Below are 26,574 nucleotides of genomic sequence, written 5' to 3'. Positions count from 1 at the left end.
CCGACCCGCCGGGGAGCCCCGGCCGGTCGGCGGGGCCGGAGGCGTCCGGGTGTCCTCCGGAGGCGTCGGGTGCCTCCGCCCCCGCCCTCGTACCGGGGGACCTGTCGTACCCGTGCGCCGCCCTCTCGCGCGGCCTGCCCGGCATGCCTTCCGTTGTCCTCGCCCGAGAACCGTCGGACCCGTCGGGCGCCGCATCAGGCTCGTCGAGCGCTTCGGGCCCGTCCCGCCCCTCAGGCCTGTCGGACGGGCCGGACCCGGCTCCGGCGGACGACTCGGACCCGGCTCCGGTGGGCGCCGCGTCCCGGCTCCGTCGCTGTCCGCGAAGCCGGCCCTGCTGCCCCGGGGGCTCGTCAGCGACCCGCGGTTCGTGGAGCAGCACCCGTGCCGCCCGCCGCCCCGACGCGTCGACCACGTCGAGGCGCCATCCCGACAGCTCGATGGTGTCGCCGACGGCGGGGATCCGGCCCAGCCGCGTCGCGATCAGGCCCGCCAGGGTCTCGTACGGCCCTTCGGGCACCCGCAGCCCGATGACCTCGAGCTGGTCCATCCGGGCCGCGCCATCGGCCGACCACAGCGCGCGGCCGTCCGCGTCCTCGCCCGCCCGGGCGAGATCCGGCGTCTCGTGCGGATCATGCTCGTCCCGGACCTCCCCGACGACCTCCTCGACGATGTCCTCCAGTGTCACCACACCGGCCGTGCCGCCGTACTCGTCGATGACGACGGCCATGGTCCGCTTGCCGGACAGCAGGTCGAGCAGCCGGTCGACGGTCAGCGTGGCAGGAACGAGCAGCGGTTCGCGCATCAGCTCGGAGACCGGATGGCGCGGTCGGCGCTCGGCCGGTACGGACAGGACGTCCTTGATGGGCACGACCCCCACGACGGTGTCCAGACCGCCCCGGTACACGGGGAAGCGGGACAGCCCCGTGGCGCGCGTGGCGTTCGCGACGTCCTCGGCGGTGGCCTGCGCGTCGAGGGCGGTGACCTGGACGCGCGGGGTCATGACGTTCTCCGCCGTCAGTTCGGCGAGCATCAGGGTCCGGACGAACATCTCCGCGGTGTCCGCCTCCAGCGCCCCCTTCTTGGCGGAGTGGCGGGCCAGCGCGACGAGCTCTTGCGGGCTGCGCGCGGACGCCAGTTCCTCGGTGGGCTCCATGCCGAGCCCGCGCACGACGCGGTTGGCCGTGCTGTTCAGATGGCCGATCAGCGGACGGAAGGCCGCGGAGAAGAACCGCTGCGGTGTGGCGACCACCCTGGCCACCGCGAGCGGTCGCGAGATCGCCCAGTTCTTGGGGACCAGCTCGCCCACGACCATCAGGAACACGGTGGACAGTCCGGTGCCGATGACGAGAGCGAGGGACGACGCCACGGACGGTGAGGCGCCCAGGGCCCTGAGCGGGCCGCTGATCAGCTTGGCGATGGACGGCTCTGCGAGCATGCCGACGACGAGATTGGTGACCGTGATGCCCAGCTGGGCGCCGGAGAGGTGGAAGGTGAGTTCCCGTACCGCCTTCAGGGCGCTGCCGGCGCCGCGCTCTCCCCGTTCGGCCGCCTTCTCGAGCTCGGCCCGCTCGACGGTGGTGAGGGAGAACTCGGCGGCGACGAATCCCCCGCAGGCGAGCGCGAGCAGCACTGCCACGAGAAGCAGGAGCACTTCGGTCATCGGTTCACCTCCGTCCCATGGTCGGCCAGGGCGGGAAGGACCGCGCGGTGTCTGCCACCCGAGGCTCGCGCATGGGCTTGAACTCACACCTTTCGTCCACACGGAGAGGAAGCGGCCTCTCCCGGTCATGGGCCGGTACGGCGGTCCGGGGACCGGCGGGGCCCGGGTGCCCCTACCGGGGGCAGGGGCCCTGCCCCCGTACGTCCGGCGGCCGGCCGGGGCGGGAAGGGGCGGCTCCGGCCGTTTCCGTGCCCGGCCGCTTCCTAGCGGAGCGGTTTCACCCAGCGACTCCACTGCGGCTCGGGCGCGTATCCGGCCGCCTTCCATGCGGGGTGCGCGGACTCGTTCCGGTCGCGCACCATCGCGTCCGAGCGCCGCCCGCCCAAGCGCAGGAAGCGCTCCTCCGCAGCCCCGAGCAGCGCGCCGGCGATCCCCTGCCGCCGGTGATCGGGATGCACCGCCAGCCGGTAGAGATGACAGCGCCAGCCGTCGAAACCCGCGATGACCGTTCCGGCCAGTGCTCCGCCGCGTTCGGCGAGTATCAGTGCCTCGGGGTCCGCGGCCACCAGCCGCTCGATCCCGTCCCGGTCGTCGCTGATGCTCGTGCCCTCGGCGGCCACCTTCCAGAAGGCGAGTACGGCGTCGAGATCGGCCGGGGTGGCGGCCCTTGTCCGAAGATCGCTCATGGCGGCCATCCCATCATCGTCCCGGTCGCGCAGTCGAAGGGATTCCCGGGTGCTTCCCCCGTGCCGCCCGCCGCGTGCGCCGTACCGTCCGGCAGAGCGTCGCTCCGCCGCCGTGCCGGCCCGCACCACCGGCTCCACCGGTGCGCTCGAGGCCGCACCGTGCCGCCGTCCCAGCGCCTGCCCTTGCCCACGTCGGAGTCTCCCCGCACCTGTTTCGGTGGCACGCTCGCGCGCGCCCGCTCCGACACGCGCTTTCCCCCGACCGTCCCGGCCATGCGCCGCAACCGGGTGGTTCAGGTGTCGCGCGGGCTCCTCGACCACCTGGCGGAACGCCTCCGCCGAGGGGTCGAGGACCGTCATCGACGAGAAGCCGCAGCGCTCGCGCCGCGCCCGCTGCCGGACCGCGCGCCTGTCCGGCGGCGGGAACTCCACCCCTGCGGTGTCGTGTTACTTCTCCGTGCCCCTCCGTGCCCCTCCGTGCCCCTCCGTGCCCCTCCGTGCCCCTCCGTGCCCTTCCGTGCCCAGGGCGGGCGTCGCCGCGCTGGGCACGAACCGGACCGGCTTCGTCAACTCTCGTTCTCCGGGAGTCGTTCACGTGAGAGCGGCGACGAGGGACGTCCTCCCTCCGGACTCCCCTTCCTCTTGCCGGTACTAGCGCGGCGGCGCTAGCTTGGACGAGTGGCCAAGACACAGCTGAACGTACGGGTGGACGAGAGCACCGCCGCAGCTGCGCGCCGCAGGGCGCATCAGCGCGGGCTCAGTGTGAATCGGTACATCGAGGAGCTCGTCAAACAGGACGCGGGCGAGGCGGGGCGCGCTTTCGTCGAGGCCGCAGCCGACTTCATGAAGCAGTACGAGTCGGTGTTCGCCGAGGAGTTCGGGGCCCCGGCTGCGCCTCCCGCGGTGGGCCCGTCGGGCGACGGTGGCGCAGAGTCGGGTGCCGCCGTGAAGCCGGACGGTACCGGGCGCCGGTCCCGTCGCGCCAAGTCGGAAATACAGGGCAAGCGTTGAGTCTGTCGATCGATCTCGCCTGGCTGCTCATGGTCGCCGAGCAGAAGACGCCCGGCGATCCGCAGGTCACCGACTGGGGTGCGCTCATCGCCGCGGTCAGCCGCCACGAGGCCGAGATCTTCGGAATGGCCGTCTACGACGACCCGTACACGCGCGCGGCCGCCTTGATGCAGGTGCTGCTGCACGTCCCTGCCCTGGAGCACTCCAACGCGATGTTCGCGACGGCCGTCGCCTACGGCTATCTCGTCGCGAGCGGACTGCGGGTGGCCACGTCCCCGGAGCATGTGCGCGACCTCGCCCGGCTGGTGAAGGAGGGCAAGACCGGCGTTCACGGGATCGCACGCGAGTTGCGCGGCTGGATCGAGTGACCCCCGGGAGTCGGCAGGCGCCTTCCGGCTCGTGGTACACGGTCGGGCCCACCGGCGTACGTCCGGGCGCCGCCACGGGGCCGGAGTTCACGCCGTCGGCGGAAGCCGGGCGGTGCGGCGCGGTGCGGTGCGGCGCGGTCAGCGAGCGTCCTCGTGCGGCCGGCGCGCAACCCCCAGTACGCAGAAGGACGTCGGCAGCCGCGGTCCCTTCACGGGCACGCGCAGTCTGCGGTACGTCCCCAATTCGAAGCCGGCGGCCTCGATCGCGCCGAGCGGATCCCGGGAGGTGTGACAGCCCCCGAAGACCCGTGGCCACACCGTGCGGTCCAGTCCCCGCTGCAGCGCGGCCATCGGGCGGGTCGGAGCGGCCCCGTGTTCGAAGAACCGCAGTTCACCGCCGGGGCGCAGGACGCGCCTGATCTCCGCGAGCGCGCGCGGCAGGTCCCGCACACTGCACAGCACCAGGGAGGCGACCGCCGCGTCGAAAGCCTCGCTCTTCACGGGCAGCGCTTCCGCAGCGCCCGGCACCACGTCGACCGGCACCTCCGCGCGCATCGCGGCCGTGACCGCCAACCGCCGAAGGGTACGCTCGGGTTCCAGGGCGACGACCTCGGAGACCGCCGCCGGGTAGTGCGTGAAGTTGAGCCCGTTCCCCGCGCCGATCTCGATCACACGGCCCGAGAGGCCGGTCAGCAGTTCCCCGCGGTGCGCGGCGATGCCGCCCTTGAGGTCGGCCGCCACACTGAACCGCGCGTAGAAGCGGGCGAACAGCGGATGGTGTACGGCGTCCCGGGGGACCTTGGAGCTGCGCGACGGCATGGCTGGCCTCCTCCGGAGTACGACTCGGGCGCCCGCCGTGCGAACCGTCTCCCGACGGAGCGGCGGCGAACAGGGTGATTCTCCCCCCGGGCGCGCTCACTCACTCAGCCCCGTTCGCCGGCGGCGCACCGCCACCCCGGCGAGACACGCCGCCCCTCCACCGCAAGGAGCCGGGGTTTCCGGCCGGTCTGCCGGCCCCGAGCAGTGCACCGGGCGCCCGTGGCGCCCGGGACCGCGCCGACCCGCCCCCGCCACCCGTGTGCCTCCCGCGTACGGTCCGACCACCTGCCCACCCGTGCCGACGCCCCGGCCGTGAGCAGGCCGTCAGCCGCTGACGAAGCAGAACTCGTTGCCTTCCGGGTCCAGCATCACCTGGAAGCGGCCTTCGCCGTCGGTGACCACGGCTCCCACCGGAGTCGCGCCGAGCCGGGCCGCCTCGGCGGCCGCCGCGTCCACGTCGCCGGCGTCCACGTCCAGATGCAGCCGGTTCTTGGTGGTCTTTGCCTCGGGAACCCGCTGGAAGGCGACGCGAACGAAGCCCGGCGGGTCGACGTACGCCCAGTCGGGGCTCCGGTCGACGGCCTCACCGCCGAGCAGTCCGGCCCAGAACCGTGCGAGGGCCGACGGCTCCGCGCAGTCGAAGACGATCTCCTCAACCCGTGCTCGCACGGCGCTCACCGTACGGCCGGCCCGAAGTCCGCCGCGAACGCCTCCGCGTCCCATGACCCGCCGAGCGCGGGCGTCAGCCAGCGCGGCGCCGCGGCCCGGAACGCCTCGGGCGCCAGCGAGCCGGAGCCCTCCGGGACCGCGCCGAGCAGCCCCGCCCCGGCCGCCTCCGGCAGATCGGCGAGGTTGCAGCGGGCGGCGAGGTCCGGCGCCGCGGGCCAACTGCCCACCACGACACCCAGGGGCTCCAGGGAGCGGGCGCGCAGGGCCTCCGCGGTGAGCGCGGTCGCGTTGAGTGTCCCGAGCCCGGCCGGGGCCACCACCAGCACGGGCGCGCCCAGCAGGCGGGCGGCGTCCGCGAGCGTGCCGCCCTGCCCGTCGAACCGTACGAGCAGCCCGCCCGCCCCCTCGACCAGTACCAGATCGTGCTCCTCCGCCAGCTTCGCGGCGGCGTCGGCGACCTCGTGCGGTCCGACGGGCGCCATACCGGCACGGCGGGCGGCCGTCGCCGGGGCGAGCGGCTCGGGGAACCGGGCGAGTTCGATCCCGGTGACCCCCGGGCCGGCGAGCCGTGCCGCCTCCTGCGCGTCACCCGGCTGGCCCTGCGCGAGGCCCGTCTGAGCGGGTTTCAGTACCGCCACCTTCCGCTCCTGCGCGGCGGCCGCCGCGGCGACGGCCGCGGTGACGACGGTCTTTCCGATCTCGGTACCCGTCCCGCTGACGACGATGACGCCCATGGTGCTCCTTGCTGGTGGGGGACGGACGGGCGGGGGGAATGTCCCCCGGACCGTCGCCGGTTCAGCCCGCCGTGGCGGCGGCGCGGACCGCCCGCGTGATCAGCGCGAGATCCGCGTCGCCGGTGACGTACGGCGGCATGGTGTAGATCAGATCGCGGAACGGCCGCAGCCACACGCCTTCGCGCACGGCCGCCTCGGTCGCCGCCGCCATGTCCACGGGGTGGTCCAACTGGACGACGCCGATCCCGCCCAGAACGCGGACCTCCTGGACGCCGTCGATTCCGGCCGCCTCCGAGAGACCCGCGCGGAGCCCGGTCTCCAGGCGCTTGACCTCCTGCTCCCAGTCCTGGGAGAGCAGCAGGTCGATCGACGCGCACGCGACCGCCGAAGCGAGCGGATTGCCCATGAAGGTCGGCCCGTGCGCCAGCACGGGTACCTCGCCGCGCGAGATGCCGTCGGCCACCCTCCCCGTGCACAGCGTCGCGGCCATGCTCAGATAACCGCCGGTCAGCGCCTTGCCGAGGCACATGACATCGGGTGAGATCCCCGCGTGCTCCGCCGCGAAGAGTCGGCCCGTGCGTCCGAATCCGGTGGCGATCTCGTCGAGGACCAGCAGCACGTCGTGCTCGTCGCACGCCTCCCGCAGCACCCGCAGGTACGCGGGGGAGTGGAACCGCATCCCGCCCGCGCCCTGCACCACCGGTTCCACGATCACAGCGGCGAGTTCGTCCGCATGCCGCGCGACGAGTGCGCGCAGATGGTCCGCGTAGGCGGGGTCGTACGGCAGGTCGTGGCCGGCCGGGGGCGCGTCGGCGAAGATCTGCCGCTGCAGGACCCCGGACCACAACTCGTGCATCCCGCCCTCGGGGTCGCACACCGACATGGGCTGCCAGGTGTCGCCGTGGTAGCCGCCGCGCCAGGTCAGCAGCCGGCGCTTGGCCGGACGGCCCGTCGAACGCCAGTACTGGAGGCACATCTTCACCGCGACCTCGACGGAGACCGAGCCCGAGTCGCAGAGGAAGACGTGCCGCAGGGGCTCCGGAGTGATCTCGACGAGCCGGGTCGAGAGCCGGACGGCCGGCTCGTGGGTGAGCCCGCCGAACATGACGTGACTCATCCGCTCCAGCTGGCCGCGCGCGGCCTCGTTGAGTACGGGGTGGTTGTAGCCGTGGACCGCGGACCACCAGGAGGACATGCCGTCCACCAATTCGGTCTGCCCGTGTGCCGGCTCGGCGAGCCGGAGACGCACCCCGGACGCGGACTCCACGACCAGCGGGTCCGTACGGCCCGGCATGGGACCGTACGGGTGCCAGACGTGGGCCCGGTCCAGGGCCACCAGATCGCGGGCCCCGGAGCTACGCATTGGGGGCGAGGTCGGTTCCCGCGCCGCGGCGGCGGACAGCCACCAGGTCGGGGCGCGCCCCGGAGGCGCCGGCGGCCTCCGGCGCGGATTCCCCGGTGGTGTCGCCGCACGGGGCGCAGCCCCCGCCGCCGTGCGAACCGCAGCCGCCCGACGCGGCGTCCGCACGGTGCGCCGGCAGCGTCGTGGTGTCCGAGCCCTCCACCTCGAAGCCCGCGTCCGTGATCATCTCCAGGTCCGCCTTGCCTGCCTGGCCCTCACTGGTGAGGTAGTCGCCAAGGAAGATCGAGTTGACCAGGTGCAGCGCCAGCGGCTGCAGGGTGCGCAGATGGACCTCGCGACCACCCGCGAGGCGCACCTCCACGTCCGGGCACACGAATCGCACCATGGCGAGGATGCGCAGCGCCCGCTGAGGGGTCAGATTCCATTCCTTCGCCAGGGGAGTGCCCTCGAACGGGATCAGGAAGTTCACCGGCACCGAGTCGGGGTCCAGCTCCCGCAGCGCGAACACCACGTCGACCAGGTCCTCGTCGCTCTCCCCCATGCCCGCGATCAGCCCCGAGCAGGCGGACAGTCCGGCGGCATGGGCCTTCTGGACGGTGTCCACGCGGTCCGCGTACGTGTGGGTGGTCGTGATGTCCCCGTACGTCCCCTCGGACGTGTTGAGGTTGTGGTTGTACGCGTCGGCGCCGGCCTCGCGCAGCCGCTCCGCCTGGCCTTCGGAGAGCAGTCCCAGACACGCGCACACCTCGACGCCGTCGTTCTGCTCCTTGATGGCGGCGATGGTCTTCGAGACGCGATCGACGTCACGGTCCGTGGGGCCGCGGCCGCTGGCGACCAGGCAGACCCGCTTCGCGCCGCCCGCGACCCCGGCGGCCGCCGCCTCGGAGGCCTCGTCCGGCTTCAGCCAGGTGTACTTGAGGATCTCCGCCTTGGAACCGAGCCGCTGGGAACAGTACGAACAGTCCTCCGGACACAGCCCGGACTTGAGGTTGACGAGATAGTTCAGTTTCACCCGCCGCCCGAACCACTGACGGCGCACCTTTCCGGCCGCGGCCACCACATCGAGCAGGTCGTCGTCGGAGGTCGCCAGTACGGCGAGCGCTTCTTCGCGGGTCGGCAGCTCACGCCGCAGGCCCTTGTCCACCAGCGTGTTCAGGAGGTCCATGGCGCAGATCCTCGCCTACCGGGCACCCCCCGGCCAAGGAGGAACTCCACAACAGCCCCCGTTTGAGGTGTGTGTATGGCCACACTCTGACCTCCGGCGTCCCCCGCTAGGGTCTGTTCGCTGCCTACAAAAGGACCGGACCATGCCCCCAGTGCCTCAGGATCCTTTCGACTGGACGGACGACGCGGCACGCCGCCGTGCGGAGGCGGGCCTCGTCCGTGCGCTCCGTCCCCGGCCCGCCGAGTCGGCCCTGCTCGACCTGGCCGGCAACGACTACCTGGGCCTCACTCGCCGGGCGGAGGTCACCGAGGCGGCCGCCTCGGCCGCCCGGCGCTGGGGAGCGGGGGCGACCGGGTCGCGGCTGGTGACCGGAAGTACCGAACTGCACGCGGAACTGGAGCGCGAACTCGCCGAGTTCTGCGGGTTCGAGGCGGCCCTGGTGTTCTCCTCGGGGTACGCGGCGAACCTCGCGGCGCTCACGGCGCTCAGCGCGCACGGGTCGCTCATCGTCTCGGACGCCGGCAACCACGCCTCGATCGTCGACGGCTGCAGGCTGTCGCGGGCGGATACCGCCGTCGTGACGCACGCCGATCCGGAGGCCGTGGCCAAGGTGCTCGACGCCCACTCGGGCCGGCGAGCCCTGCTCGTGACCGACTCGGTCTTCTCGGTGGACGGCGACGCCGCGCCGCTGGCCGCCCTCGCCGGTGTGTGCCGCGCACACGGGGCGGCCCTGGTGGTGGACGACGCGCACGGCTTCGGCGTCCTCGGCGAAGGCGGCAGGGGAGCCCTGAACGCCGCCGGTCTCGCGGGGGCCACGGGTGTCGTCGCCACGCTCACCCTCTCCAAGTCGCTGGGCAGCCAGGGCGGAGCGGTCCTCGGCCCGGCGCGGGTCGTCGAGCACCTCGTCAATGCCGCCCGGACGTTCATCTTCGACACCGGGCTCGCCCCGGCCGCCGTGGGCGCCTCCCTCGCGAGCCTGCGGCTCCTGCGCCGTGAGCCCGCGCTCGCGGACCGGGCCCGGGTCGTGGCGCGCACGTTGCACGGGCGGCTGACGGAGGCGGGACTGACCGCCGCCAGGCCCGACGCGGCTGTCGTCTCCGTACAGGCGCCCTCACCCGAGTCGGCGGTGCGCTGGGCGGCGGACTGCCGTGCCGCAGGTCTGGCCGTGGGGTGCTTCCGGCCGCCGTCCGTGCCGGACGGGATCTCACGGATCAGGCTCACCGCGCGCGCCGACCTCACCGATCGGCAGATCGGGGCGGCGGTCGCCACCATCCTGGAGACGGCGCCCGGTGTCTGACCCGGCACCGCGTGTGGGACGCCGCGCGTCTGGTCCGGTGCCGGGCCTGGGACACGGTGCCGGGCGTCCGGGGTGGCGCCGAGGGGCACCGGTCACGCCGAGGGTACGGGCGGAACCGGGATGAGGAGGCGGGCCGGGCAGGGGATCCGCGCTTGCGGCGCGGGTCCGTTCATCGCGACGGCGCGCCCAGCCCACTGAGGAAGCCGGTCCAGGCGGCCGGTGAGAACACGAGGAGCGGCAGTCCGGGATTCTTCGAGTCGCGCACCGCCAGGGCGCCGTCGGCGCACAGGGCGGTCTCCACGCAGTTGTTCATTCCCACGCTGCGGCTGCTGCGCTGCCAGGACGTGCCCGGCAGAGGGCGTACACGTGCGTCGTGAGCAGACATTGGGGGGTGCCTTCCCTACACGCCGTCACGGATCCCTGCGACGAGATCCAACGAGTCAGTCGGCGAGAGCGCATGCGCCTGCATGGTGCGGAAAGCAGCGCCGTACGTCTCGAGGTCTTCCTTCCGTTCGAGGTAGAGACTACTCGTCAAGTGGTCGAGAACAACCACGTCTAGATCAGAAGTGTTCGGAAAGGAGAAGATAACGAAAGATCCAGTCAGTCCCACGTAGCCGCCCGTCGAGAAGGGCAGCACCTGCAACCGAACATGCGGGAGTTGGGCCATCTCCAGCACCCGACGAAGCTGTCCCCGCATCACCTCCCGACCGCCCACCTGGCGCCGCAGGACCGCCTCGTCCAGCACGGCACTGAAGGTCAGCGGGCGTTCCGCCCGCAGCACGCGCTGACGCGCGATGCGCACTTCCACCAGTGAGTCGACCGTCGCCGTCGGCACGCTCTCCAGTGCCGAACGGGTCACCGCCCGCGCGTAGTCGGGCGTCTGCAGCAGCCCGGGCACCACCGAGGTCTCCAGGGTGCGCGCCGCGCTCGCCTGGGACTCCAGGCTGATGAAGTCCCGGTACTGCGGCGGAATCACCCCGCGGTACGCGTGCCACCAGCCCTTTCCTCCACCGTCCGCCGTACCGGCCAGCGTCCCCAGCAGCTCGCGCAGCCGTTGGTCGGCGACTCCGTAGGCGTCCAGCAGCCGGGCCACATCGGCCGGTTTCACACCGCTCGTTCCGGTCTCTATGCGGCTCACCTTCGACTGGTTCCAGCCCACGAGCAGCGCCGCCTCCCGGCTCGTCAGGCCGACGCCCAGCCGCAGACCGCGCAGTTCCTCCCCGAGCTTGCGCCGGCGCACCGCGGGACCCTGCCGCATGCCGAATCTCCTCCTGTTCCCCGCTGCCCCACGGCCGCCGGGCACCGGCGGACGCAGCGCCAAGTGTGCGCCCAAATACGCTCTCGCGTAGCAGAGTTCACCGCTTTGAGCGACAGATATATGCATATCCAGGTGGATCCCCTGCCATGGGGGTGGCAACAGTGGCAGTCTGGCGCGAAGCGCAGTCCGAGGCTGTTCCGGCATCCAATCCGCTACGTGCCGCGCTCCGGCAGCCCCGGTGGGAAAGGGACAGCTCGCCATGGCAGACCATCAGGAAGCCTCCGTCACTCTGCCGAGCGATCCCGCCTCGGTATCCGCCGCGCGCAGATACGTCTCCGAGGTCCTCGCCGAATGGGGAGTGCCGGGGGAGACCGACACCGCCGACACGGTGCGTCTCATCGTCTCCGAGCTCACCACCAACGCCGTCCAGCACACCTTCGGGCTGTCCCCGACCTTCACGGTGGACGTCCGGCTGGAGCGCGACGAGCGTCTGTGCATCGGCGTCACGGACAGCCATCCCCGCAGGCCCCAGCGCCTGCCCGCGGCCGTGCAGCAGGACAACGGCCGCGGCATGGTCATCATCCGCTGGCTCATCGCGGAATGCGGGGGAAGGCTGCACGTCGACCCCACGCCCGAGGGCGGCAAGACCGTCTGGATCGCGATCCCCTGGAGCGTGGCCGGCGCCGAGCCTCCGCACTGAGTGCCCGGACCGGTCACCGCAGTGGTGGGCCCGCGCCGGCCGACGTGCCCGCGCCGAACGACGTGCCCGCGCCGGCCGACGTTCCACGCTCGGGGGCCGACGCCGGAGACCGCCCCGCCGCTGCGCGGCGCCACCTCGGCCGACGGGGCATCGGCGCCGCCGGTGCGCACGGCCGGCGGCGCCGATGTCCGCTAGCGCACGCGGCCGTACCGGACGCCCTTGGACCAGATCTTGGTCAGCTTCACGACGGAACCGGTCTTCGGCGAGTGCCAGATCTTCCCTGCCCCGGCGTAGATGCCGACGTGGTACACGTACCCTCGCGACTGGAAGAACACCAGGTCACCGCGCTGCCGCTGGGAAGCGGAGACGTGACGGGTGCGGTTGTACTGCTGCTGGGCCGTGCGCGGCAGTCGCTTGCCCGCCTTCTTGTAGGCGTAGAGCGTGAGCCCCGAGCAGTCGAAGCGGCTCGGACCGGTGGCCCCGTACCTGTACGGGGCCCCCTTCTTCGACGCGGCGACCTTGAGAGCCTTCGTCGCGTGCGCCGAGGCCGCCTGTGCCTCCGGCGCACCGCCCGGCACGATCAGCGAGCCGCCGACGGCGGCGATCGTGAGTGCCGAGACGGCACCCGTCCGGGACAGCAGGGACGGGAGATGTGTCTGCGCAGCCATGCGCAACCCTTCGTCAGCCGCCTGTGAAGGATGACCTGTCGGGTTCGGACTGGCGAAGACGCCCGGCCGCTCACACGGCTTCACCCCAAGGACCAGCCACCGTCGCGGTGGTCGGCCCGCAATGCTGGGTCCTCCACTCCTGCCGAAGCCCTCATGTCGACCAGGCATCCGGTGCGGCGGCAGGACTCGGCGTCCGCCCGGACCGCCCCGCCGCGGTGGCGGGGGCTTGTCGTCCCAGGGATCTTGACCCACGAGCTGCCGGATTTCCGAGTCGAAACGACGATTTGTGAGGCTCCTCACCACTGATCTGTTCGAGTGGACAGGGCCGTTCGGGGGACCGGGTGTCGCCGGGTGACGAGCCCCGTACCTGCGGCGGAGTGCGTCATTGGGCCGACCGGGCGATGCGGTTGCGCAACTTGCACAGGACGAAAGTCGAAGCCCTCACTGGTCCGGATGGGCGACACCCGGTCGTACGCCTCTCGGGCGGGTCGCGGGCGCCGGATCGCCCCTATCGCAGTGGGTCGTCAACTGTGTTGCTCCGGTGGCACGGTGATCCGGGAGGCTCGGCGTTCCCCGTCCAATACCCGTAGCGCGCGGGCCAATGTGACGGTGTGCAGCTCGCTCTCGCCGCGCATGTGCATCACCGTCAGAGCGTCGCGAAGCGCCGTGGCCTGCGCGACCAGGGCCTGTGCGGCGCGGAGGGCTCCATACGTGTGTGTCCCGCGTGCCGGGTTGATCCTTCCCAGCTGGTCGACCACTTCGAGATAGCTGTCGACGAACTCGCTCTCGGCGCGTGTCAGCGCGGGCAGCGGCGGCAGTTCGGGTGGCAGCACCGCCCGCTCACCCGCGGCCGACGGAAGTGAGGAACGTCTTCCGGTTCTTGACGATGTGGTCGACCAGCCCGTAGTCACGGGCTCCCGCAGCGTCGAACACGGTGTCGCGGTCGAGGTCGGCGGCGATGCGTTCGGCGCTCCGGCCGGTGTGGTGGGCGAGCATGGCCGTGAGTTGATCCCGCAGCCGCAGCAACTCCTGTGCCCGGATGTCCAGATCGGTGGGCTGCCCCTGCACCGGCTCGGGCAGCGAGGGCTGCTGGACGACCACGCGCGCACCGGGCAGGGTCGCGCGCTTGCCCGGGGTTCCGGCGGCGAGCAGTACGGCGGCGGTCGACGCGGCCTGTCCCAGGCAGGTGGTGACGACGTCGCAGGTCACCGTCTGCATCGTGTCGTAGATGGCGGACATGGCGCCGACGGGGCCGCCGGGCGAGTTGATGTAGAGCGAGATGTCCTGGTCCGGCGCGGCGTACTCCAGGTACAGGAACTGCGCGATGACGTCGTTGGCGGAGGTGTCGTCGACCGGGGCGCCGAGGAAGACGATCCGTTCGTCGAGCAGCTTGGCGTAGGGGTCGAGCGTGCGCTTCCCGCCGCTCGTGTGTTCGGTGAACTCGGGCAGGACATGGCGGGCGGACGGACCGTTCATGGCGTACCACTCCTCTAACGGCCGCACCCGGCGGCCAAGTCTGCGGCGTCTGCTGCGACCTCCGTAAGAAATGTACAGGACGTACATTCCTTTATGATGGGGAGCATGGCCTACGAGATTCCGGTGACGCAAGCCCGAGCTGAACTCGCCGAGCTGATCAATCGCGTCGTCTACGGTGGCGAACGGGTGGTGGTGACCCGGCACGGGAAGCCGCTCGTGGCCCTGGTGTCCGCGGCTGACCTGGAGCGGTTGGAGGTCGCGGGGCAGGCTGCCGGGGAGTCCGTGATCACCTCCGTGTCGTCGCTTCGCTCCACGGAGCCGTCCGCTCCCGGCGAACGCGGCCGCTTCGGCATCGCGGCGGAGCACCGGCCACCCGGCACGGGCGGCGGCTCCTGACCGGCCGGCGCGTCACGGTGCCGGCCGGGACGTCGCCCGGGGGCACGGTGGACGGCATCGCCACGGCTCCGTATACGACTCGGTCCTCGGTCGCCTCCCGGGCCGCGCCTCGCCGCCGTGGCGGTGCACGTCGAACGCCCCCCTGCCGGTGCTCGACGCGCTGCTCCAGGGTGCGGCAGCGGTGGCGGGGCCCGTGAAGTCGACGGGCGGATCGTGCGGTGCCGCACGGGACGCGGGCCGGCGAAGGCCCCGGGGCGAGGGCCGCGACTGGCCGGTAGCGGGAGCGCCACCGCGATCGCGCGGCGGGCCGGGAGACGCCGGCACAGCCCGTCGCGGAGCGAGCGGGATCCGTGCCGGCGAGCCCGCGGACCACGTGGCCAGGGCGGTGATCGCCACGGCCCGGGGTTCCGCCGCGTGGCAGGGGCTCTCGGGTGACATACGCGTCGAGGTGCCGGAGGGCGGGCTGCCCGCGCCGATGCCCATGCAAGTGCCAAAGATCAGTTAACGCGCCGGAAAAACTTCCGGCCTAACGTTCAAACCTTGGCGGCGGAAGGGCCGTGGAGAGTCAACAGGCTGTTGACGTCCACTACCGTCCGCCGCACCCGGTTGCGTCCGGGCAGGCCGACTGTGAGGTGGAGAACGTGCAACTGACGCCGCATGAGCAGGAACGACTGCTCATCCATGTCGCCGCGGACGTCGCGGAGAAGCGCAGGGCACGCGGGGTGAGGCTCAACCACCCCGAGGCCGTCGCCCTCATCACCACGCACATCCTGGAGGGCGCCCGCGACGGGCGCACCGTCGCCGAGATCATGGCGTCCGGACGGAAGGTGCTCACCCGCGACGACGTCATGGACGGGATCCCGGAGATGATCCACGACGTCCAGGTCGAGGCGACGTTCCCCGACGGGACCAAGCTCGTCACCGTCCACGACCCGATCGTCTGACGGGAGCGCCGATGATCCCCGGAGAGATCCTGCACGCCGACGGACCCGTCAGGCTCAACGAGGGCCGCGAGGCCACACGGCTGACCGTCCTCAACGCGGCCGACCGGCCCGTACAGGTCGGCTCCCACTACCACTTCGCCGAGGCCAACCCCGGGCTCGACTTCGACCGCGCGGCCGCGCGCGGCCTCCGGCTGAACATCGCCGCGGGCACCGCCGTCCGGTTCGAGCCCGGAGTCCCCGTCGAGGTCGAACTCGTACCGCTCGCCGGACTGCGCGTCGTCGCGGGTCTGCGCGGAGAGACCGCGGGACCGCTCGACACGAGCGGGATCCCGGCGGAGAACGGAGCCTCCCGTGCCTGAGCTGACGCGCGCCGCGTACGCCGATCTCTTCGGCCCCACCACCGGTGACCGGATTCGTCTCGCCGACACCGATCTCCTCGTCGAGATCGAGGAGGACCGCTCGGGCGGCCCCGGACGCGCGGGCGACGAAGCGGTCTTCGGCGGTGGAAAGGTGATCCGCGAGTCCATGGGCCAGTCCCGCGCGACACGGGCGGAGGGTGCCCCGGACACGGTCGTCACCGGTGCGGTGATCATCGACCACTGGGGAGTCGTCAAGGCCGACATCGGCATTCGCGACGGCCGAGTCACCGGCATCGGCAAGGCGGGGAACCCGGACACGATGGACGGGGTCCACCCGGACCTCGTCATCGGGCCGGAGACCGAGGTCATCGCGGGCAACGGGAAGATCGTCACCGCGGGCGCCGTCGACGCCCACGTCCATTTCATCTCGCCCACGGTCGTCGAGCAGGCCCTGACCTCCGGGATCACCACCCTCGTCGGCGGGGGCACCGGACCCGCCGAGGGGACCAAGGCGACCACGATCACCCCCGGACCCTGGCATCTCGCCCGGATGTTCGAGGCGCTCGAGTCGTTCCCCGTCAACATCGGGCTGCTCGGCAAGGGCAACACGACGTCCCGTGAGGCCATGTACTCCCAACTGCGCGGCGGCGCGCTCGGCTTCAAGATCCACGAGGACTGGGGTGCCACACCGGCCGTCATCGACGCCTGCCTCGGCGTGTGCGAGGAGACCGGCGCACAGCTCGCCATCCACACCGACACGCTCAACGAGGCCGGCTTCGTGGGCGACACCCTCGCGGCGATCGCGGGCCGCACGATTCACGCGTACCACACGGAAGGGGCGGGCGGAGGGCACGCACCGGACATCATCACGGTCGTCTCGGAGCCGTACGTCCTGCCCAGCTCCACCAACCCGACGCGACCGCACACCGTCAACACCATCGAGGAACACCTCGACATGCTGATGGTCTGCCACCACCTCAATCCGGCGGTGCCTGAGGACCTCGCCTTTGCCGAGTCCAGGATCAGGCCGTCGACGGTCGCAGCCGAGGACGTCCTCCACGACATCGGCGCCATCTCCATCGTGTCGTCCGACTCCCAGGCCATGGGGCGCGTCGGCGAGGTCGTGCTGCGGACCTGGCAGACCGCGCACGCGATGAAGCGGCGTCGCGGTGCCCTGCCGGGCGACGACCGCGCCGACAACCTGAGGGCCCGGCGGTACGTCGCCAAGTACACGATCAACCCGGCCGTGGCCCAGGGCCTCGACCACGAGATCGGCTCGGTCGAGCCCGGCAAGCTCGCCGATCTGGTCCTGTGGGAGCCGGCCTTCTTCGGGGTGAAGCCCCAACTCGTGCTCAAGGGCGGACAGATCGCCTACGCACAGATGGGCGACGCCAACGCCTCCATCCCCACCCCCCAGCCCGTGCTCCCTCGCCGCATGTTCGGCGGCCTCGGCCGGGCCCCGGCCGCCAACTCGTTCAACTTCGTGGCCGAGGCGGCGGTGGAGGACGGACTGCCCGAACGCCTCGGCCTGGGCAAGCGCTTCGTCCCGATCCGCAGCACCCGCGGCGTCACCAAGTCGGACATGAAGGAGAACGACGTCCTGCCCCGCGTCGAGGTCGACGCCGACACCTTCACGGTCACCATCGACGGCGACCCGGTGGAGCCCGCGCCCGCCGAGGAACTGCCCATGGCCCAGCGCTACTTCCTGTTCTGATCATGAGCGAAGTCGTGGATTCGGACACGGAGGCCCCTGCGTGCGGCCTCCGTCAGCTCCCGTCGCCCGGCCGGGGCCAGTGCGCCGGGCCCGCCGGGGACGGGCACGCGGCCGGGGGAGCACGCCGGGCGGAGGAGGCCGGACCACGGTCCGGTGCCCCGGCGCGCGCCGCGCTGCTCGTCCTCGCCGACGGGCGGTTCCCCGCCGGCGGACACGCCCACTCCGGCGGGGCGGAGGCCGCGGTGAGGGCGGGCCGGCTCGGCGATGCCCGGGACCTCGCGGACTTCTGCCGGGGACGGCTGCACACCACGGGACTGACCGCCGCCGGTCTCGCCGCCGCTGCGGCGCTCGGGCTCGACCCGGTCGCACTGGACGCGGCGGCCGACGCCCGCACCCCGTCCCCCGCCCTGCGCGCATCGGCACGGAAACTCGGCCGGCAGCTGATGCGTGCCGCACGCGCCACCTGGCCGTCACCGGAACTGGACGCCCTCGCCCGTGCCCGGCCGAAGGGGGCGCACCAGCCCGTCGTGCTGGGGGTCACCGCCCGTGCCGCAGGCCTCGGCCCCGAGGACGCCGCGTACTGCGCCGCGTACGAGGCGGTCGGCGGACCGGCCACCGCCGCCGTGCGGCTGCTCAGCCTGGACCCGTACCAGGCCACCGCAGTCCTCGCCCGCCTGGCCCCCGACATGGACCGGGTCGCCGGGCGAGCGGTGACCGCAGCCCGGCGGGCGGCCGAGCGGGGTCCGGACGCGCTTCCCGCCGCGTCGGCCCCGCTGCTGGACATCACCGCCGAGCAGCACGCCGCCTGGCCCGTACGGCTCTTCGCCTCCTAGTGCTTGATGCGGGACCAGCACCTTCCACCCCGCGGCACCACGAGCCTCACGAACCGGAGCCCGCAGCACCGCACAACGAACGGCCACAGCCCGCAGCTCCGACGCAGACACCACGACCGCCCACGTACCAGCACCACGGAGCGCGGAGCCGCACACGCTCCGCAGCACCACGAGGGAGCCGCCCCATGCATCTCGACCACACGCACGAGCATCCCGGCCAGGCCGCGGTGAGCGCCGACGCCGTACGCCCCGACGGCACCCGGCGCGCGCTGCGCATCGGACTCGGTGGACCGGTCGGATCCGGCAAGACCGCCACCGTCGCCGCTCTCTGCCGGGCCCTGCGCGACCAGTTGTCCATCGCCGTGGTCACCAACGACATCTACACCCGCGAGGACGCCGAGTTCCTGCTGCGCAACGCCGTCCTGCCGCCCGAGCGGATCCAGGCCGTCGAGACCGGCGCCTGCCCGCACACCGCGATCCGCGACGACATCTCCGCCAACCTCGAAGCCGTCGAGGACCTGGAGGACGCGGTCGGACCGCTCGACCTGATCCTGGTCGAGTCCGGCGGCGACAACCTCACCGCCACCTTCTCCAAGGGCCTCGTGGACGCCCAGATCTTCGTGATCGACGTGGCCGGCGGCGACGACATCCCGCGCAAGGGTGGACCGGGAGTCACCACCGCGGACCTCCTCGTCGTCAACAAGACGGACCTCGCCCCCTACGTAGGCTCCGATCTGCAGCGCATGGCCCGCGACGCACAGGAGCAACGGGGGGAGCTCCCCGTGCTCTTCACCTCGCTGACCGGTGAGGACGGTGTCCGTCCCGTCGCCGGGTGGGTCCGCGACCGGCTCCGCGCCTGGACCGCGGCGTGAGCGCCGGATGAGCGTCCGGGCGACCGCACGGGTCGTCGCCGAACACGACGGGCTGCCCGTGCTGGAGAGCGACGGTCCACTGGCCCTGCGCCGTACCCGGGCCGGTGGACCGTACACGCGCGTCACCGTGGTCGGCGCCATGAGCGCCCCGCTCGGCGGGGACCGGCTCGCGATCGAGGCGCACGTGTGCGAAGGCGCGCGGCTGCAGGTGGACTCCGCAGCGGCCACCGTGGCGCTTCCCGGGCGCACCCCGGGAGCCGCCGACTACGACATCTCGCTGGACGTGGGGGAGGACGCCGAACTGCGCTGGCTGCCCGAGCAACTGATCTCGGCGCGCGGCAGCGAACTGCGGATGCACACACGTGCGGTGCTGGCCGCGACGGCGCGTCTCGTGCTGCGCGAGGAGCAGATCCTCGGCCGGCACGGCGAGGAGACCGGCACCCTCACCACACGTCTCACCGTCCGTCGCGCGGGTCGCCCCCTGCTGGACCAGGAACTCGCCCTCGGTCCCGGCGCACCCGGCGGCTGGGACGGCGGTGCGGTGCTCGGCGGGCACCGGGCGGTCGGCCAACTGCTCGTCGTGGACCCCGGTTTCGACGACAAACCCCCGAAGCCGCGGCGGCTCGGGGAGACCGCCGTGCTCACCCCCCTCGCGGGGCCGGCCCTGCTGGTCACGGCGGTCGCCCCGGACGCGCTGCGCCTGCGCGGGCTGCTCGACACCGCCCTGGGCGATCTCGCCGGCGGCTGACCCGCGGGCCGCTTCCCGTGTCCGGCACGAGGGCCGCACACGGGCGTGCGGTGCGAAGGCCGACAGACCGGGCACCCGCCGCCGAGGTGCCGCCGCCGTCCCCGACGCGCTGTGCCGGGCCGCCGGACGCGGCCCCCGGCCACCCGGCCCGGACCGCAGCCGTCCACCGCGCGTCAGCGTCCGAGCCGGGGAATCCGTCCGCTCTTCTGCCGGTCCGCCTCGGCGGCCTTCGCCTTCACCGCGTACTCGTCGACGTACTGCTGTCCGGACAGGGCGAGGATCTCGTACATGATCTCGTCCGTCACGGCGCGCAGTACCGCCTTCTCGTTCTCCATCCCCGCGTAGCGGGAGAAGTCCAGCGGCTCGCCGAAGCGGATCGTCACCCGCTTGATCTTCGGCAGTACCTGCCCGGGAGGCTGGATCTCGAAGGTTCCGACCATCGCACAGGGCACGACGGGCACCCGCGCGGTGAGCGCCATGACCGCGACGCCGACCTTGCCCTTGTAGAGCCGTCCGTCGTGCGACCGCGTACCCTCCGGGTAGATGCCGAGCAACTCGCCCTTGCCCAGCACGCCGAGGCCCTCACGGATGGCCGCCCGGCCCGCCTCCTTGCCGGAACGGTCCACCGGGATTTGTCCGGCGCTGCGGAAGAAGGCGGCCGTCAGCCGGCCCTTGATCCCCGGCCCGGTGAAGTACTCGGCCTTGGCGAGGAAGGTGATGCGCCGCTTCAGGATGGCCGGCATCAGGAAGTGGTCGGAGAACGACAGGTGGTTGCCGGCGACGATCGCCGCGCCGTGCGCCGGGATGTGCTCGAGGCCCTCGATCCTGGGCCGGAACAGCAGCCGCAGCAGTGGCCCCAGGACGACGTATTTGAGCACGTAGTAGAACACGATGTCGCTCCCAACTCTGCCGATTCGGCTCAGGGGCCGCTTGGTGCGAGGATCAGGGCGCGAATGCACCCGGCGCAGCGATCCGCACGGCCGGTCGTCCTCCCCGGTCCGACCGGACTCGTGCCGACTGCCTTGCCCAGTTGTATGACAGCCCTTCAGGCGCCGCCACGGGTGGGGGACGCCGCGAATGCCGTGGTGGCCGATCGTAGTCACGTGGGTCCTGACGCCGGCGTGCCCGGCGGCCGGAGCGTCGCGACGCAGCGGGCGTGACACGGAGGTGTCGGGGTCCAGCGGGCTCGCTCACCTCTCACCTTCGGCGACCGGGACGACGGCGAGTGGACGACAAGGGAACTCCGCCCGTGGAGCGCCTCAGGGCCGCCCTCGACGCGGCCGGAGTGACCGCCGGCGTGCCCGACGACACCGGCGGGAGCTGTGGGCGACGTTCCTGTTCGTCGTCCCGTTCGGGGGCCTCGGCCGTCACGGATGCCACGGTCGGCGGCTTCCGCTCCCGGTCCGGCACCCGGCGGCTGCCGGAAGAGGCCATGGCCGAGCCCACCGGCGCACACAGGCACACGGCATCGCGCTCCCGTGCGGGGGGACACGCCCGCCGCCGACGGGCGGACCGGCCGCCCTCAGGTGGGCTTGGACACGAGCATCCCCACGGTGACGAGGCCCAGCACGACCCAGGTGAACCACAGCCAGCCGTTGCTGCCGAGCGCCACGGTGTAGGCGGTCACGACCACCAGGGACGCCACGGTCAGCACACCCATCGTCTTCGTGGAACCAGACATGCGCGCCCTCCTCCGGGCCGGTGCCGCGGCTGACGGCCACGGTCGGGGCCGTGGAGCCATCGTCACCCCTGACCGGGCGAGCGCGCTACTCCCGGGCAGCGGCCACCGCGCTCCGGGCCGGCAGCCCGCGAGCCCGGGCGTCACCGGTCCGGCCGGGCCGCCCGGGTCCCGGTCAGCGGCTGCGTGCCTGGAGGGAGGCCAGATACGCGTTGTAGGCCTCCAGCTCCTTGTCACCGTCCCGGTCCGCGGCCCGGTCCTTGCGGACGGCCTGGCGCTGCTCGGAGCGGTACCACTGGAACACCAGGGCGATCAGTACCAGCACCGACGGGATCTCGCTGAAGGCCCAGGCGATGCCGCCCGCCGCGTTCTGGTCGGAGAGCGCGTTGATCCCGAGTGAGGCCGGGGGATCGGCGTACGCCCGCACCATCGGCTCGGAGGCCATCATCAGCGCGATACCGAAGAACGCGTGGAAGGGCATGCCCGCGAAGAGCTCCAGCATCCGCATCACATAGCCGGGGCGGTGCGGGCCCGGGTCCACGCCCATGATCGGCCAGAAGAAGATCAGTCCGACGGCGAGGAAGTGCACCATCATCGCGATGTGGCCGGTCCTGGACCCCATGAGGAAGTCGAAGAGCGGGGTGAAGTACAGGCCGTAGAGGCTCGCGATGAACATCGGGATCGTGAACGCGGGGTGCGTGACGATCTTCATGTAGCGGCTGTGCAGCAGGGCCAGCAGCAGCTCGCGCGGTCCCTTGCGGCCGCGGCCCGCCGGCGGCAGCGCGCGCAGCGCCAGGGTGACCGGAGCACCGAGCAGCAGCAGGATCGGCGACAGCATGCTGATCACCATGTGCTGGACCATGTGCACGCTAAACATGACCATGCCGTAGTCGTTCAGCTTGGTGCACATCACCAGCGCGATGCTCAGCACACCGACGGTGAAGAAGACCGTCCGGCCCACCGGCCAGGCGTCGCCGCGCCGGCGCAGCCGTGCCACGCCCCAGCCGTAGAGCGCGAGCCCCAGGAGACAGCCGGCCAGGAAGAACGGATCCGCGGAGAACTCCAGCCCCCTGCCCAGCGTGAACGGCGGCAGGTCCATCGGCATCCCGTGCTCGCCGTGCCCGCTGTGATCCATCTGCGTACTCCTGGAGCGTCCTGTTTCGCGCGTGTTGTCCGGACAAGACTAGAACCGCCCCCGGCCGCGGCTGCGACCGGGGGCGGTTCCTCGCTCGGGAGGCCCCTCAGAGGACCGTCTCGGCCTCTTCGTACCGGTCCTGCGGGACGGTCTTCAGCGTCTCCACCGCCTGCGCCAGCGGCACCATCGTGATGTCCGTGCCGCGCAGCGCGGTCATCATGCCGAACTCGCCGCGGTGCGCCGCCTCGACGGCGTGCCAACCGAACCGGGTGGCGAGGACGCGGTCGTACGCGGTCGGCGTACCGCCGCGCTGGACGTGGCCGAGGATCACCGGCCGGGCCTCCTTGCCGAGCCGCTCCTCCAGCTCGACGGACAGCTGCCGGGCGACTCCGGCGAAGCGCTCGTGGCCGTACATGTCCTTGCCGCCCTCGTCGAAGTCCATGGAACCCTCGCGCGGCTTGGCGCCCTCGGCGACCACGACGATCGCGAACCGCTTGCCGGCCTCGAACCGGGCACCGACCCGCTTGGTCAGTTCCTCGATGTCGAAGGGACGCTCGGGGACGACGATGGCGTGCGCACCGGCCGCCATGCCGGAGTGCAGGGCGATCCAGCCGGTGTGCCGGCCCATGACCTCGACGATCAGCACCCGCTGGTGGGACTCGGCGGTGGTCTTCAGCCGGTCGAGGGCCTCGGTCGCGACACCGACGGCGGTGTCGAAGCCGAAGGTGACGTCGGTCGACGCGATGTCGTTGTCGATGGTCTTCGGCACACCGACGATCGGCAGACCGGCCTGGGCCAGCAGGTTCGCCGCCTTCAGCGTGCCCTCGCCACCGATCGGGATGATCGCGTCGAGGCCCAGTTCGGCGACGTGCCCCTTGGCCCGCTCGACGCCGTCGACGAGATGAGCGGGCTGTACCCGCGACGACCCGAGGATCGTGCCGCCGCGGGCGAGGATGCCGGCGACGGCGTCGAGGTCGAGCTTGCGGTAGTCGGCCTCCAGCAGGCCTTTCCAGCCGTCGTGGAAGCCGATCACCTCGTCACCGTGGTCGACGACGGCGCGGTGCACGACAGAGCGGATGACCGCGTTGAGCCCGGGGCAGTCGCCGCCGGAGGTGAGGACACCAATGCGCATAGCCCGAAAACCTTTACAACGTGGGCCGACTCCCGGACCACGTCGTCCGGTTGGATCCCCGCCACCCTACCGGCGCAAGGTGGCGGGTGCCGAACCGGACGTCCGCACAGTGGACACCGTATGTTCGTACGATCCGGTTTGCCGTACGAACGGCGCTTCAGAGGCCCGTCAGGCGGGCTGGGTGGCGGCGGCGATGCGCTCCGCGCGCAGCGCCTCGTACCACCGGTCGTCGGTGGGCGGCAGCGCGTTCACGTCGAGCGCCAGCTTCAGCAGCAGATCCGCGATCTGCGGATTGCGGGCCATCACCGGACCGTGCATGTACGTGCCGAACACGGTGTCGTTGTACGCGCCCTCGGTGCCGTCCCCGGTGCCGTTCCCCCTGCCGAAGACGGTCCGGGCGAACGGCCGGGCCGTCGGCCCGAGATGCGTGATGCCCTGGTGGTTCTCGAAGCCCGTGAGCTGCGGCAGGCCCAGCTGCGGGTCGATGTCCGCCAGCACGTCGCCGACGCACCGCTCGCCCTCGCCGCGGGTGGAGACCACGTCGAGCAGGCCGAGGCCGGGCTCCCGCTCGCCCAGATCGTTGATGAACTCGTGGCCGAGGATCTGGTAGCCGGCGCAGACCGAGAAGATGATCGCCCCGTTGGCGGCGGCCCGGGAGAGCCCGCCGTCGCGGCGAAGCCGTTCGGCCGCGAGGCGCTGCGGCCGGTCCTCGCCGCCGCCGATCAGATAGATGTCGCCGGACGTCGGCACCGGCTGGTCGCTGCGGACGTCGACGCGGGTGACGTCCAGGCCGCGCTGGCGCGCGCGGCGCTCCACGACCAGGGCGTTGCCCTGGTCGCCGTACGTGCTGAGCAGGTCCGGGTAGACCCACACCAGGCGCAGGCTGCTGTCGCTCATGCTCTGTGTTCCTCTGCGGTGAGTGGGGTCAGTTGCCGACGCGGCGGCGGACGTCCTGGAAGGCCGTGTAGTTGGCGATCAGCTCGATCCGTCCGGGTGGGGCGAGCCGCACGGCCTCGTCGACGTCCTCGGCGACACGGAAGTCCAGCCCGGCGACCTCCAGACGCACCGCGAGGTCCAGCTTGCGGTCGCCGATCACGAAGATCGGGTGGCCGGCGAGCCGGGTGTAGTCGACGTCCCACAGCCAGGAGGTGTCGGTGCCGTCGGCGCCGCGCGCGTTGACGGAAAGGATCACCGGGGTGGGTGGCGGGTCGATCAGGGAGAACGTCTCGAGCCAGCCGGCCGGGTTCTTCGCCAGCAGCAGTCGCAGGTCCCGTCCCTGGAACGAGACGACGTCGTACCGGCCGGCCACGGCCTGCACCTGGTACATACGCTCCAGGGCCACCTGCGGCGGGACGCCGAAGACGGCGGCGACCGCGGCGGAGGTGGTGGCGTTGGCCTTGTTGGCCCGACCCGGCAGCTGGAGGTGGATCGGCCAGGCGGACCCGTGCGGGTCGAGGACGTGGTCACCGCTGAGGGCCCAGCTCACGGCCGGCCTGCGGAAACCGCACTCGCCGCAGAACCAGTCGTCCCCCGGCCGCTGCATCACACCGCCGCAGGCGGGGCAGGACCAGGCGTCGTCCTTCCACTCCTGGCCGGCGGCCACCCACACCACGTTGGCGGAGGAGGAGGCGGCCCACACGATCAGCGGGTCGTCGGCGTTGGCGACGATGACGGCCTTGCTGCCGGACAGCCCCTCGCGCCACTTCTCGGCCAGCATCCGGGTCTCGGCCGCGCGGTCCAGCTGGTCGCGGGAGAGGTTGAGCAGGGCGATGGCCTTGGGCGTGGTGTCGCGGGCGACCCCGGCGAGGTACTTCTCGTCGACCTCGATCACGCCGTAGCGTGCGTCCGAGCCGCCGGCCAGCGCGGAGGTGATACCGGCCGGCATGTTCGCGCCAAGGGCGTTCGACACGACCGGGCCGGCCGCGCGCAGGGCCTCGGCGATCAGCCGGGTGGTGGTGGTCTTCCCGTTCGTCGCCGACACCAGGATCACGTCCAGGTGCTGCGCCAGCCTGCTCAGCAGATCGGGGTCGAGTTTGAGGGCAACCCGGCCGCCGATCACCGATCCGCTGCCGCGTCCCGCTGCGCGCGACACCGCCGCTGCGGCCTTGCCGGCCGTCACGGCCAGCTTGGCGCGCGGCGACAGCGGCTCTGCGTTGCCAGGGTGTCCTGCCATCGTCCTTGATCCTCCTTGCGTCGGTCGGGGTTCAGCCTATCGACCTCCGGGCGGCGGCCCGAACTGCGGCTCCGTCACGAAACCCGGAGGTCACCGGCGCGATGTGCGGAACGTACCCTTACGGCCATGCGAAACCGTCCGATCCCCGGCAGTTCCGGCCTCGTACGGGCCATGAGCCTGTTCGGAGATCCGGTGCTCCACGCGCCCTGCGAACCCGTCACCGACTTCGGCCCGTCCCTGACGCGGCTGATCGAGGACATGTACGCGACCATGTACGCCGCGAACGGAGTGGGTCTCGCCGCCAACCAGGTCGGTGTTCCGCTCCGGGTATTCGTCTACGACTGCCCCGACGACGAGGACGTCCGCCACGTCGGGCACGTGGTCAACCCGCGGCTCGTCGCCGTCGACGGCATCGAGGTGCGCGGCCCCGAGGGATGTCTGTCGCTGCCGGGCATCGAGGCGGGGACGCTGAGGCACGACCATGCGGTGGTCGAGGGGGTGACGGGGGACGGCGCGCCGGTGCGGGTCGAGGGTACGGGGTTCTTCGCCCGGTGCCTGCAGCACGAGTGCGACCATCTGGAGGGCGGGGTCTATGTGGACCGGCTCGCCGGCCTGCGCCGCGTCCGTGCCCTGCGCAAGGTCCGCCGCGCCCCGTGGGGCCGGCGGTAGCGCGCGTTGCCGTACCGGCACGGCGGGTCCGGCGAGGAACCCGCACC

At 72.2% G+C, this 26,574-nt stretch carries 29 protein-coding genes, 1 pseudogene and 1 riboswitch; of the genes and pseudogenes, 12 read left to right on the top strand and 18 right to left on the bottom strand.

Annotation, left to right across the window (positions count from 1 at the left end; all coding sequences use genetic code 11):
* Positions 1-325: 325 nt before the first annotated feature.
* Together QMZ92_RS11110 and QMZ92_RS11105 are read right to left on the bottom strand one after the other, a co-directional pair.
* Positions 326-1,660: pseudogene (locus tag QMZ92_RS11110) on the bottom strand (hemolysin family protein); the annotation flags it as partial.
* A 263-nt stretch (positions 1,661-1,923) separates the two neighbouring features.
* The gene (locus QMZ92_RS11105) at positions 1,924-2,346 is read right to left on the bottom strand and encodes a GNAT family N-acetyltransferase (protein ID WP_502962035.1); all 423 of its coding nucleotides are present in this window, start codon (positions 2,344-2,346) and stop codon (positions 1,924-1,926) included.
* Positions 2,347-3,024: 678 nt separating this feature from the next.
* Between QMZ92_RS11105 and QMZ92_RS11100 the strand changes: the two genes are divergently transcribed.
* Both QMZ92_RS11100 and QMZ92_RS11095 read left to right on the top strand, forming a co-directional pair.
* A complete protein-coding gene (locus QMZ92_RS11100; protein ID WP_283297084.1) occupies positions 3,025-3,357 on the top strand; it encodes a hypothetical protein in 333 nt (110 codons plus the stop codon).
* On the top strand, positions 3,354-3,725 hold the full coding sequence (locus QMZ92_RS11095) for a fic family toxin-antitoxin system, toxin component (RefSeq protein ID WP_283297083.1): 372 nt from the start codon (positions 3,354-3,356) through the stop codon (positions 3,723-3,725). The genes QMZ92_RS11100 and QMZ92_RS11095 overlap by 4 nt, the downstream gene beginning before the upstream one ends.
* A gap of 138 nt (positions 3,726-3,863) precedes the next feature.
* Here the strand turns inward: QMZ92_RS11095 and QMZ92_RS11090 are convergent, their stop codons facing one another.
* The 5 genes from QMZ92_RS11090 to bioB form a co-directional block, all read right to left on the bottom strand.
* The gene (locus tag QMZ92_RS11090) at positions 3,864-4,544 is read right to left on the bottom strand and encodes a class I SAM-dependent methyltransferase (protein WP_283297082.1); all 681 of its coding nucleotides are present in this window, start codon (positions 4,542-4,544) and stop codon (positions 3,864-3,866) included.
* 324 nt (positions 4,545-4,868) lie between these two features.
* Positions 4,869-5,213 carry a VOC family protein gene (locus tag QMZ92_RS11085; protein ID WP_283297081.1) on the bottom strand — a complete coding sequence of 115 codons (345 nt, stop codon included), beginning with the start codon at positions 5,211-5,213 and terminating at the stop codon, positions 4,869-4,871.
* Positions 5,214-5,218: 5 nt separating this feature from the next.
* A complete protein-coding gene (gene bioD, locus QMZ92_RS11080; RefSeq protein WP_283297080.1) occupies positions 5,219-5,947 on the bottom strand; it encodes a dethiobiotin synthase in 729 nt (242 codons plus the stop codon).
* A 61-nt stretch (positions 5,948-6,008) separates the two neighbouring features.
* Positions 6,009-7,310, bottom strand: a complete 1,302-nt coding sequence (locus QMZ92_RS11075; protein ID WP_283297079.1) for an adenosylmethionine--8-amino-7-oxononanoate transaminase — start codon at positions 7,308-7,310, stop codon at positions 6,009-6,011.
* A complete protein-coding gene (gene bioB / locus QMZ92_RS11070) occupies positions 7,303-8,475 on the bottom strand; it encodes a biotin synthase BioB (protein ID WP_283297078.1) in 1,173 nt (390 codons plus the stop codon). Before bioB ends, QMZ92_RS11075 begins: the two co-directional genes overlap by 8 nt.
* Positions 8,476-8,617: 142 nt before the next feature.
* On the opposite strand from bioB, the gene QMZ92_RS11065 reads away from it, so the two are divergent.
* Entirely contained in the window at positions 8,618-9,772 is a 1,155-nt protein-coding gene (locus QMZ92_RS11065) for an 8-amino-7-oxononanoate synthase (RefSeq protein WP_283297077.1), read from the top strand.
* Positions 9,773-9,941: 169 nt separating this feature from the next.
* Here QMZ92_RS11065 and QMZ92_RS11060 read toward each other — a convergent pair whose 3' ends face one another.
* On the bottom strand, positions 9,942-10,157 hold the full coding sequence (locus QMZ92_RS11060; RefSeq protein WP_283297076.1) for a DUF397 domain-containing protein: 216 nt from the start codon (positions 10,155-10,157) through the stop codon (positions 9,942-9,944).
* Between the two features lie 15 nt (positions 10,158-10,172).
* The gene (locus tag QMZ92_RS11055) at positions 10,173-11,030 is read right to left on the bottom strand and encodes a helix-turn-helix domain-containing protein (RefSeq protein WP_283297075.1); all 858 of its coding nucleotides are present in this window, start codon (positions 11,028-11,030) and stop codon (positions 10,173-10,175) included.
* 259 nt (positions 11,031-11,289) lie between these two features.
* On the opposite strand from QMZ92_RS11055, the gene QMZ92_RS11050 reads away from it, so the two are divergent.
* A complete protein-coding gene (locus QMZ92_RS11050) occupies positions 11,290-11,730 on the top strand; it encodes an ATP-binding protein (RefSeq protein ID WP_283297074.1) in 441 nt (146 codons plus the stop codon).
* A gap of 191 nt (positions 11,731-11,921) precedes the next feature.
* On the opposite strand, the gene QMZ92_RS11045 is transcribed toward QMZ92_RS11050, so the two are convergent.
* The 3 genes from QMZ92_RS11045 to QMZ92_RS11035 form a co-directional block, all read right to left on the bottom strand.
* Positions 11,922-12,398 carry a C40 family peptidase gene (locus tag QMZ92_RS11045; protein ID WP_283297073.1) on the bottom strand — a complete coding sequence of 159 codons (477 nt, stop codon included), beginning with the start codon at positions 12,396-12,398 and terminating at the stop codon, positions 11,922-11,924.
* A 3-nt stretch (positions 12,399-12,401) separates the two neighbouring features.
* Positions 12,402-12,575, bottom strand: a riboswitch (cyclic di-AMP (ydaO/yuaA leader).
* A gap of 347 nt (positions 12,576-12,922) precedes the next feature.
* Positions 12,923-13,231: a hypothetical protein gene (locus QMZ92_RS11040; RefSeq protein ID WP_283297072.1), complete on the bottom strand. Its 309-nt coding sequence runs from the start codon at positions 13,229-13,231 to the stop codon at positions 12,923-12,925.
* A gap of 7 nt (positions 13,232-13,238) precedes the next feature.
* On the bottom strand, positions 13,239-13,874 hold the full coding sequence (locus QMZ92_RS11035) for an ATP-dependent Clp protease proteolytic subunit (protein ID WP_283297070.1): 636 nt from the start codon (positions 13,872-13,874) through the stop codon (positions 13,239-13,241).
* Between the two features lie 105 nt (positions 13,875-13,979).
* Here QMZ92_RS11035 and QMZ92_RS11030 point away from each other — a divergent pair, with 105 nt between their 5' ends.
* The 7 genes from QMZ92_RS11030 to QMZ92_RS11000 all read left to right on the top strand — a co-directional run bounded on the left by QMZ92_RS11030 (position 13,980) and on the right by QMZ92_RS11000 (position 19,740).
* Positions 13,980-14,270 carry a type II toxin-antitoxin system Phd/YefM family antitoxin gene (locus tag QMZ92_RS11030; RefSeq protein ID WP_283297069.1) on the top strand — a complete coding sequence of 97 codons (291 nt, stop codon included), beginning with the start codon at positions 13,980-13,982 and terminating at the stop codon, positions 14,268-14,270.
* Between the two features lie 641 nt (positions 14,271-14,911).
* Complete coding sequence (locus tag QMZ92_RS11025) at positions 14,912-15,214, top strand: urease subunit gamma (protein WP_283297068.1); 303 nt, start codon at positions 14,912-14,914, stop codon at positions 15,212-15,214.
* 11 nt (positions 15,215-15,225) lie between these two features.
* Positions 15,226-15,573 carry an urease subunit beta gene (locus tag QMZ92_RS11020; protein WP_283297067.1) on the top strand — a complete coding sequence of 116 codons (348 nt, stop codon included), beginning with the start codon at positions 15,226-15,228 and terminating at the stop codon, positions 15,571-15,573.
* On the top strand, positions 15,566-17,287 hold the full coding sequence (locus tag QMZ92_RS11015; RefSeq protein ID WP_283297066.1) for an urease subunit alpha: 1,722 nt from the start codon (positions 15,566-15,568) through the stop codon (positions 17,285-17,287). The genes QMZ92_RS11020 and QMZ92_RS11015 overlap by 8 nt, the downstream gene beginning before the upstream one ends.
* Positions 17,288-17,289: 2 nt before the next feature.
* Positions 17,290-18,120 carry an urease accessory protein UreF gene (locus tag QMZ92_RS11010; RefSeq protein WP_283297065.1) on the top strand — a complete coding sequence of 277 codons (831 nt, stop codon included), beginning with the start codon at positions 17,290-17,292 and terminating at the stop codon, positions 18,118-18,120.
* A 185-nt stretch (positions 18,121-18,305) separates the two neighbouring features.
* Positions 18,306-18,992, top strand: a complete 687-nt coding sequence (ureG, locus tag QMZ92_RS11005) for an urease accessory protein UreG (protein ID WP_283297064.1) — start codon at positions 18,306-18,308, stop codon at positions 18,990-18,992.
* Positions 18,993-18,999: 7 nt separating this feature from the next.
* Positions 19,000-19,740 (top strand): urease accessory protein UreD, encoded by a 741-nt coding sequence (locus QMZ92_RS11000; RefSeq protein WP_283297063.1) that lies wholly within the window; start codon positions 19,000-19,002, stop codon positions 19,738-19,740.
* A 173-nt stretch (positions 19,741-19,913) separates the two neighbouring features.
* Here QMZ92_RS11000 and QMZ92_RS10995 read toward each other — a convergent pair whose 3' ends face one another.
* The 6 genes from QMZ92_RS10995 to QMZ92_RS10970 form a co-directional block, all read right to left on the bottom strand.
* Entirely contained in the window at positions 19,914-20,630 is a 717-nt protein-coding gene (locus QMZ92_RS10995) for a lysophospholipid acyltransferase family protein (RefSeq protein ID WP_283297062.1), read from the bottom strand.
* Between the two features lie 632 nt (positions 20,631-21,262).
* Positions 21,263-21,421, bottom strand: a complete 159-nt coding sequence (locus QMZ92_RS10990; protein WP_283297061.1) for a hypothetical protein — start codon at positions 21,419-21,421, stop codon at positions 21,263-21,265.
* A gap of 172 nt (positions 21,422-21,593) precedes the next feature.
* The gene (locus QMZ92_RS10985) at positions 21,594-22,553 is read right to left on the bottom strand and encodes a cytochrome c oxidase assembly protein (protein ID WP_283297060.1); all 960 of its coding nucleotides are present in this window, start codon (positions 22,551-22,553) and stop codon (positions 21,594-21,596) included.
* Positions 22,554-22,659: 106 nt separating this feature from the next.
* Positions 22,660-23,685, bottom strand: a complete 1,026-nt coding sequence (locus tag QMZ92_RS10980; protein ID WP_283297059.1) for a 6-phosphofructokinase — start codon at positions 23,683-23,685, stop codon at positions 22,660-22,662.
* Between the two features lie 168 nt (positions 23,686-23,853).
* Positions 23,854-24,582, bottom strand: coding sequence for a type 1 glutamine amidotransferase (locus QMZ92_RS10975; RefSeq protein WP_283297058.1), 729 nt, complete (start codon positions 24,580-24,582; stop codon positions 23,854-23,856).
* Between the two features lie 28 nt (positions 24,583-24,610).
* Complete coding sequence (locus QMZ92_RS10970; RefSeq protein ID WP_283297057.1) at positions 24,611-25,858, bottom strand: Mur ligase family protein; 1,248 nt, start codon at positions 25,856-25,858, stop codon at positions 24,611-24,613.
* A gap of 126 nt (positions 25,859-25,984) precedes the next feature.
* Here QMZ92_RS10970 and def point away from each other — a divergent pair, with 126 nt between their 5' ends.
* Positions 25,985-26,527: a peptide deformylase gene (gene def, locus QMZ92_RS10965; RefSeq protein WP_283297056.1), complete on the top strand. Its 543-nt coding sequence runs from the start codon at positions 25,985-25,987 to the stop codon at positions 26,525-26,527.
* Positions 26,528-26,574: the final 47 nt, after the last annotated feature.

The organism is Streptomyces sp. HNM0645 (genome assembly GCF_030056615.1).
GTDB lineage: Bacteria > Actinomycetota > Actinomycetes > Streptomycetales > Streptomycetaceae > Streptomyces > Streptomyces marianii.
This window is presented reverse-complemented; position numbering and strand designations above follow the sequence as displayed.

Bases quoted from the DNA above. Each gene is read 5' to 3' on its own strand.
- QMZ92_RS10990 (WP_283297061.1), bottom strand. From the start codon at position 21,421: ATGTCTGGTTCCACGAAGACGATGGGTGTGCTGACCGTGGCGTCCCTG.
- QMZ92_RS11055 (WP_283297075.1), bottom strand. From the start codon at position 11,030: ATGCGGCAGGGTCCCGCGGTGCGCCGGCGCAAGCTCGGGGAGGAACTG.
- bioD (WP_283297080.1), bottom strand. From the start codon at position 5,947: ATGGGCGTCATCGTCGTCAGCGGGACGGGTACCGAGATCGGAAAGACC.
- QMZ92_RS11065 (WP_283297077.1), top strand. From the start codon at position 8,618: ATGCCCCCAGTGCCTCAGGATCCTTTCGACTGGACGGACGACGCGGCA.
- QMZ92_RS11030 (WP_283297069.1), top strand. From the start codon at position 13,980: ATGGCCTACGAGATTCCGGTGACGCAAGCCCGAGCTGAACTCGCCGAG.
- QMZ92_RS11105 (WP_502962035.1), bottom strand. From the start codon at position 2,346: ATGAGCGATCTTCGGACAAGGGCCGCCACCCCGGCCGATCTCGACGCC.
- QMZ92_RS11010 (WP_283297065.1), top strand. From the start codon at position 17,290: ATGAGCGAAGTCGTGGATTCGGACACGGAGGCCCCTGCGTGCGGCCTC.
- QMZ92_RS11090 (WP_283297082.1), bottom strand. From the start codon at position 4,544: ATGCCGTCGCGCAGCTCCAAGGTCCCCCGGGACGCCGTACACCATCCG.
- ureG (WP_283297064.1), top strand. From the start codon at position 18,306: ATGCATCTCGACCACACGCACGAGCATCCCGGCCAGGCCGCGGTGAGC.
- QMZ92_RS11075 (WP_283297079.1), bottom strand. From the start codon at position 7,310: ATGCGTAGCTCCGGGGCCCGCGATCTGGTGGCCCTGGACCGGGCCCAC.
- QMZ92_RS10985 (WP_283297060.1), bottom strand. From the start codon at position 22,553: ATGGATCACAGCGGGCACGGCGAGCACGGGATGCCGATGGACCTGCCG.
- QMZ92_RS10970 (WP_283297057.1), bottom strand. From the start codon at position 25,858: ATGGCAGGACACCCTGGCAACGCAGAGCCGCTGTCGCCGCGCGCCAAG.
- QMZ92_RS11045 (WP_283297073.1), bottom strand. From the start codon at position 12,398: ATGGCTGCGCAGACACATCTCCCGTCCCTGCTGTCCCGGACGGGTGCC.
- def (WP_283297056.1), top strand. From the start codon at position 25,985: ATGCGAAACCGTCCGATCCCCGGCAGTTCCGGCCTCGTACGGGCCATG.
- QMZ92_RS11060 (WP_283297076.1), bottom strand. From the start codon at position 10,157: ATGTCTGCTCACGACGCACGTGTACGCCCTCTGCCGGGCACGTCCTGG.
- QMZ92_RS11000 (WP_283297063.1), top strand. From the start codon at position 19,000: ATGAGCGTCCGGGCGACCGCACGGGTCGTCGCCGAACACGACGGGCTG.
- QMZ92_RS10980 (WP_283297059.1), bottom strand. From the start codon at position 23,685: ATGCGCATTGGTGTCCTCACCTCCGGCGGCGACTGCCCCGGGCTCAAC.
- QMZ92_RS11035 (WP_283297070.1), bottom strand. From the start codon at position 13,874: ATGAACGGTCCGTCCGCCCGCCATGTCCTGCCCGAGTTCACCGAACAC.
- bioB (WP_283297078.1), bottom strand. From the start codon at position 8,475: ATGGACCTCCTGAACACGCTGGTGGACAAGGGCCTGCGGCGTGAGCTG.
- QMZ92_RS11050 (WP_283297074.1), top strand. From the start codon at position 11,290: ATGGCAGACCATCAGGAAGCCTCCGTCACTCTGCCGAGCGATCCCGCC.
- QMZ92_RS11020 (WP_283297067.1), top strand. From the start codon at position 15,226: ATGATCCCCGGAGAGATCCTGCACGCCGACGGACCCGTCAGGCTCAAC.
- QMZ92_RS10975 (WP_283297058.1), bottom strand. From the start codon at position 24,582: ATGAGCGACAGCAGCCTGCGCCTGGTGTGGGTCTACCCGGACCTGCTC.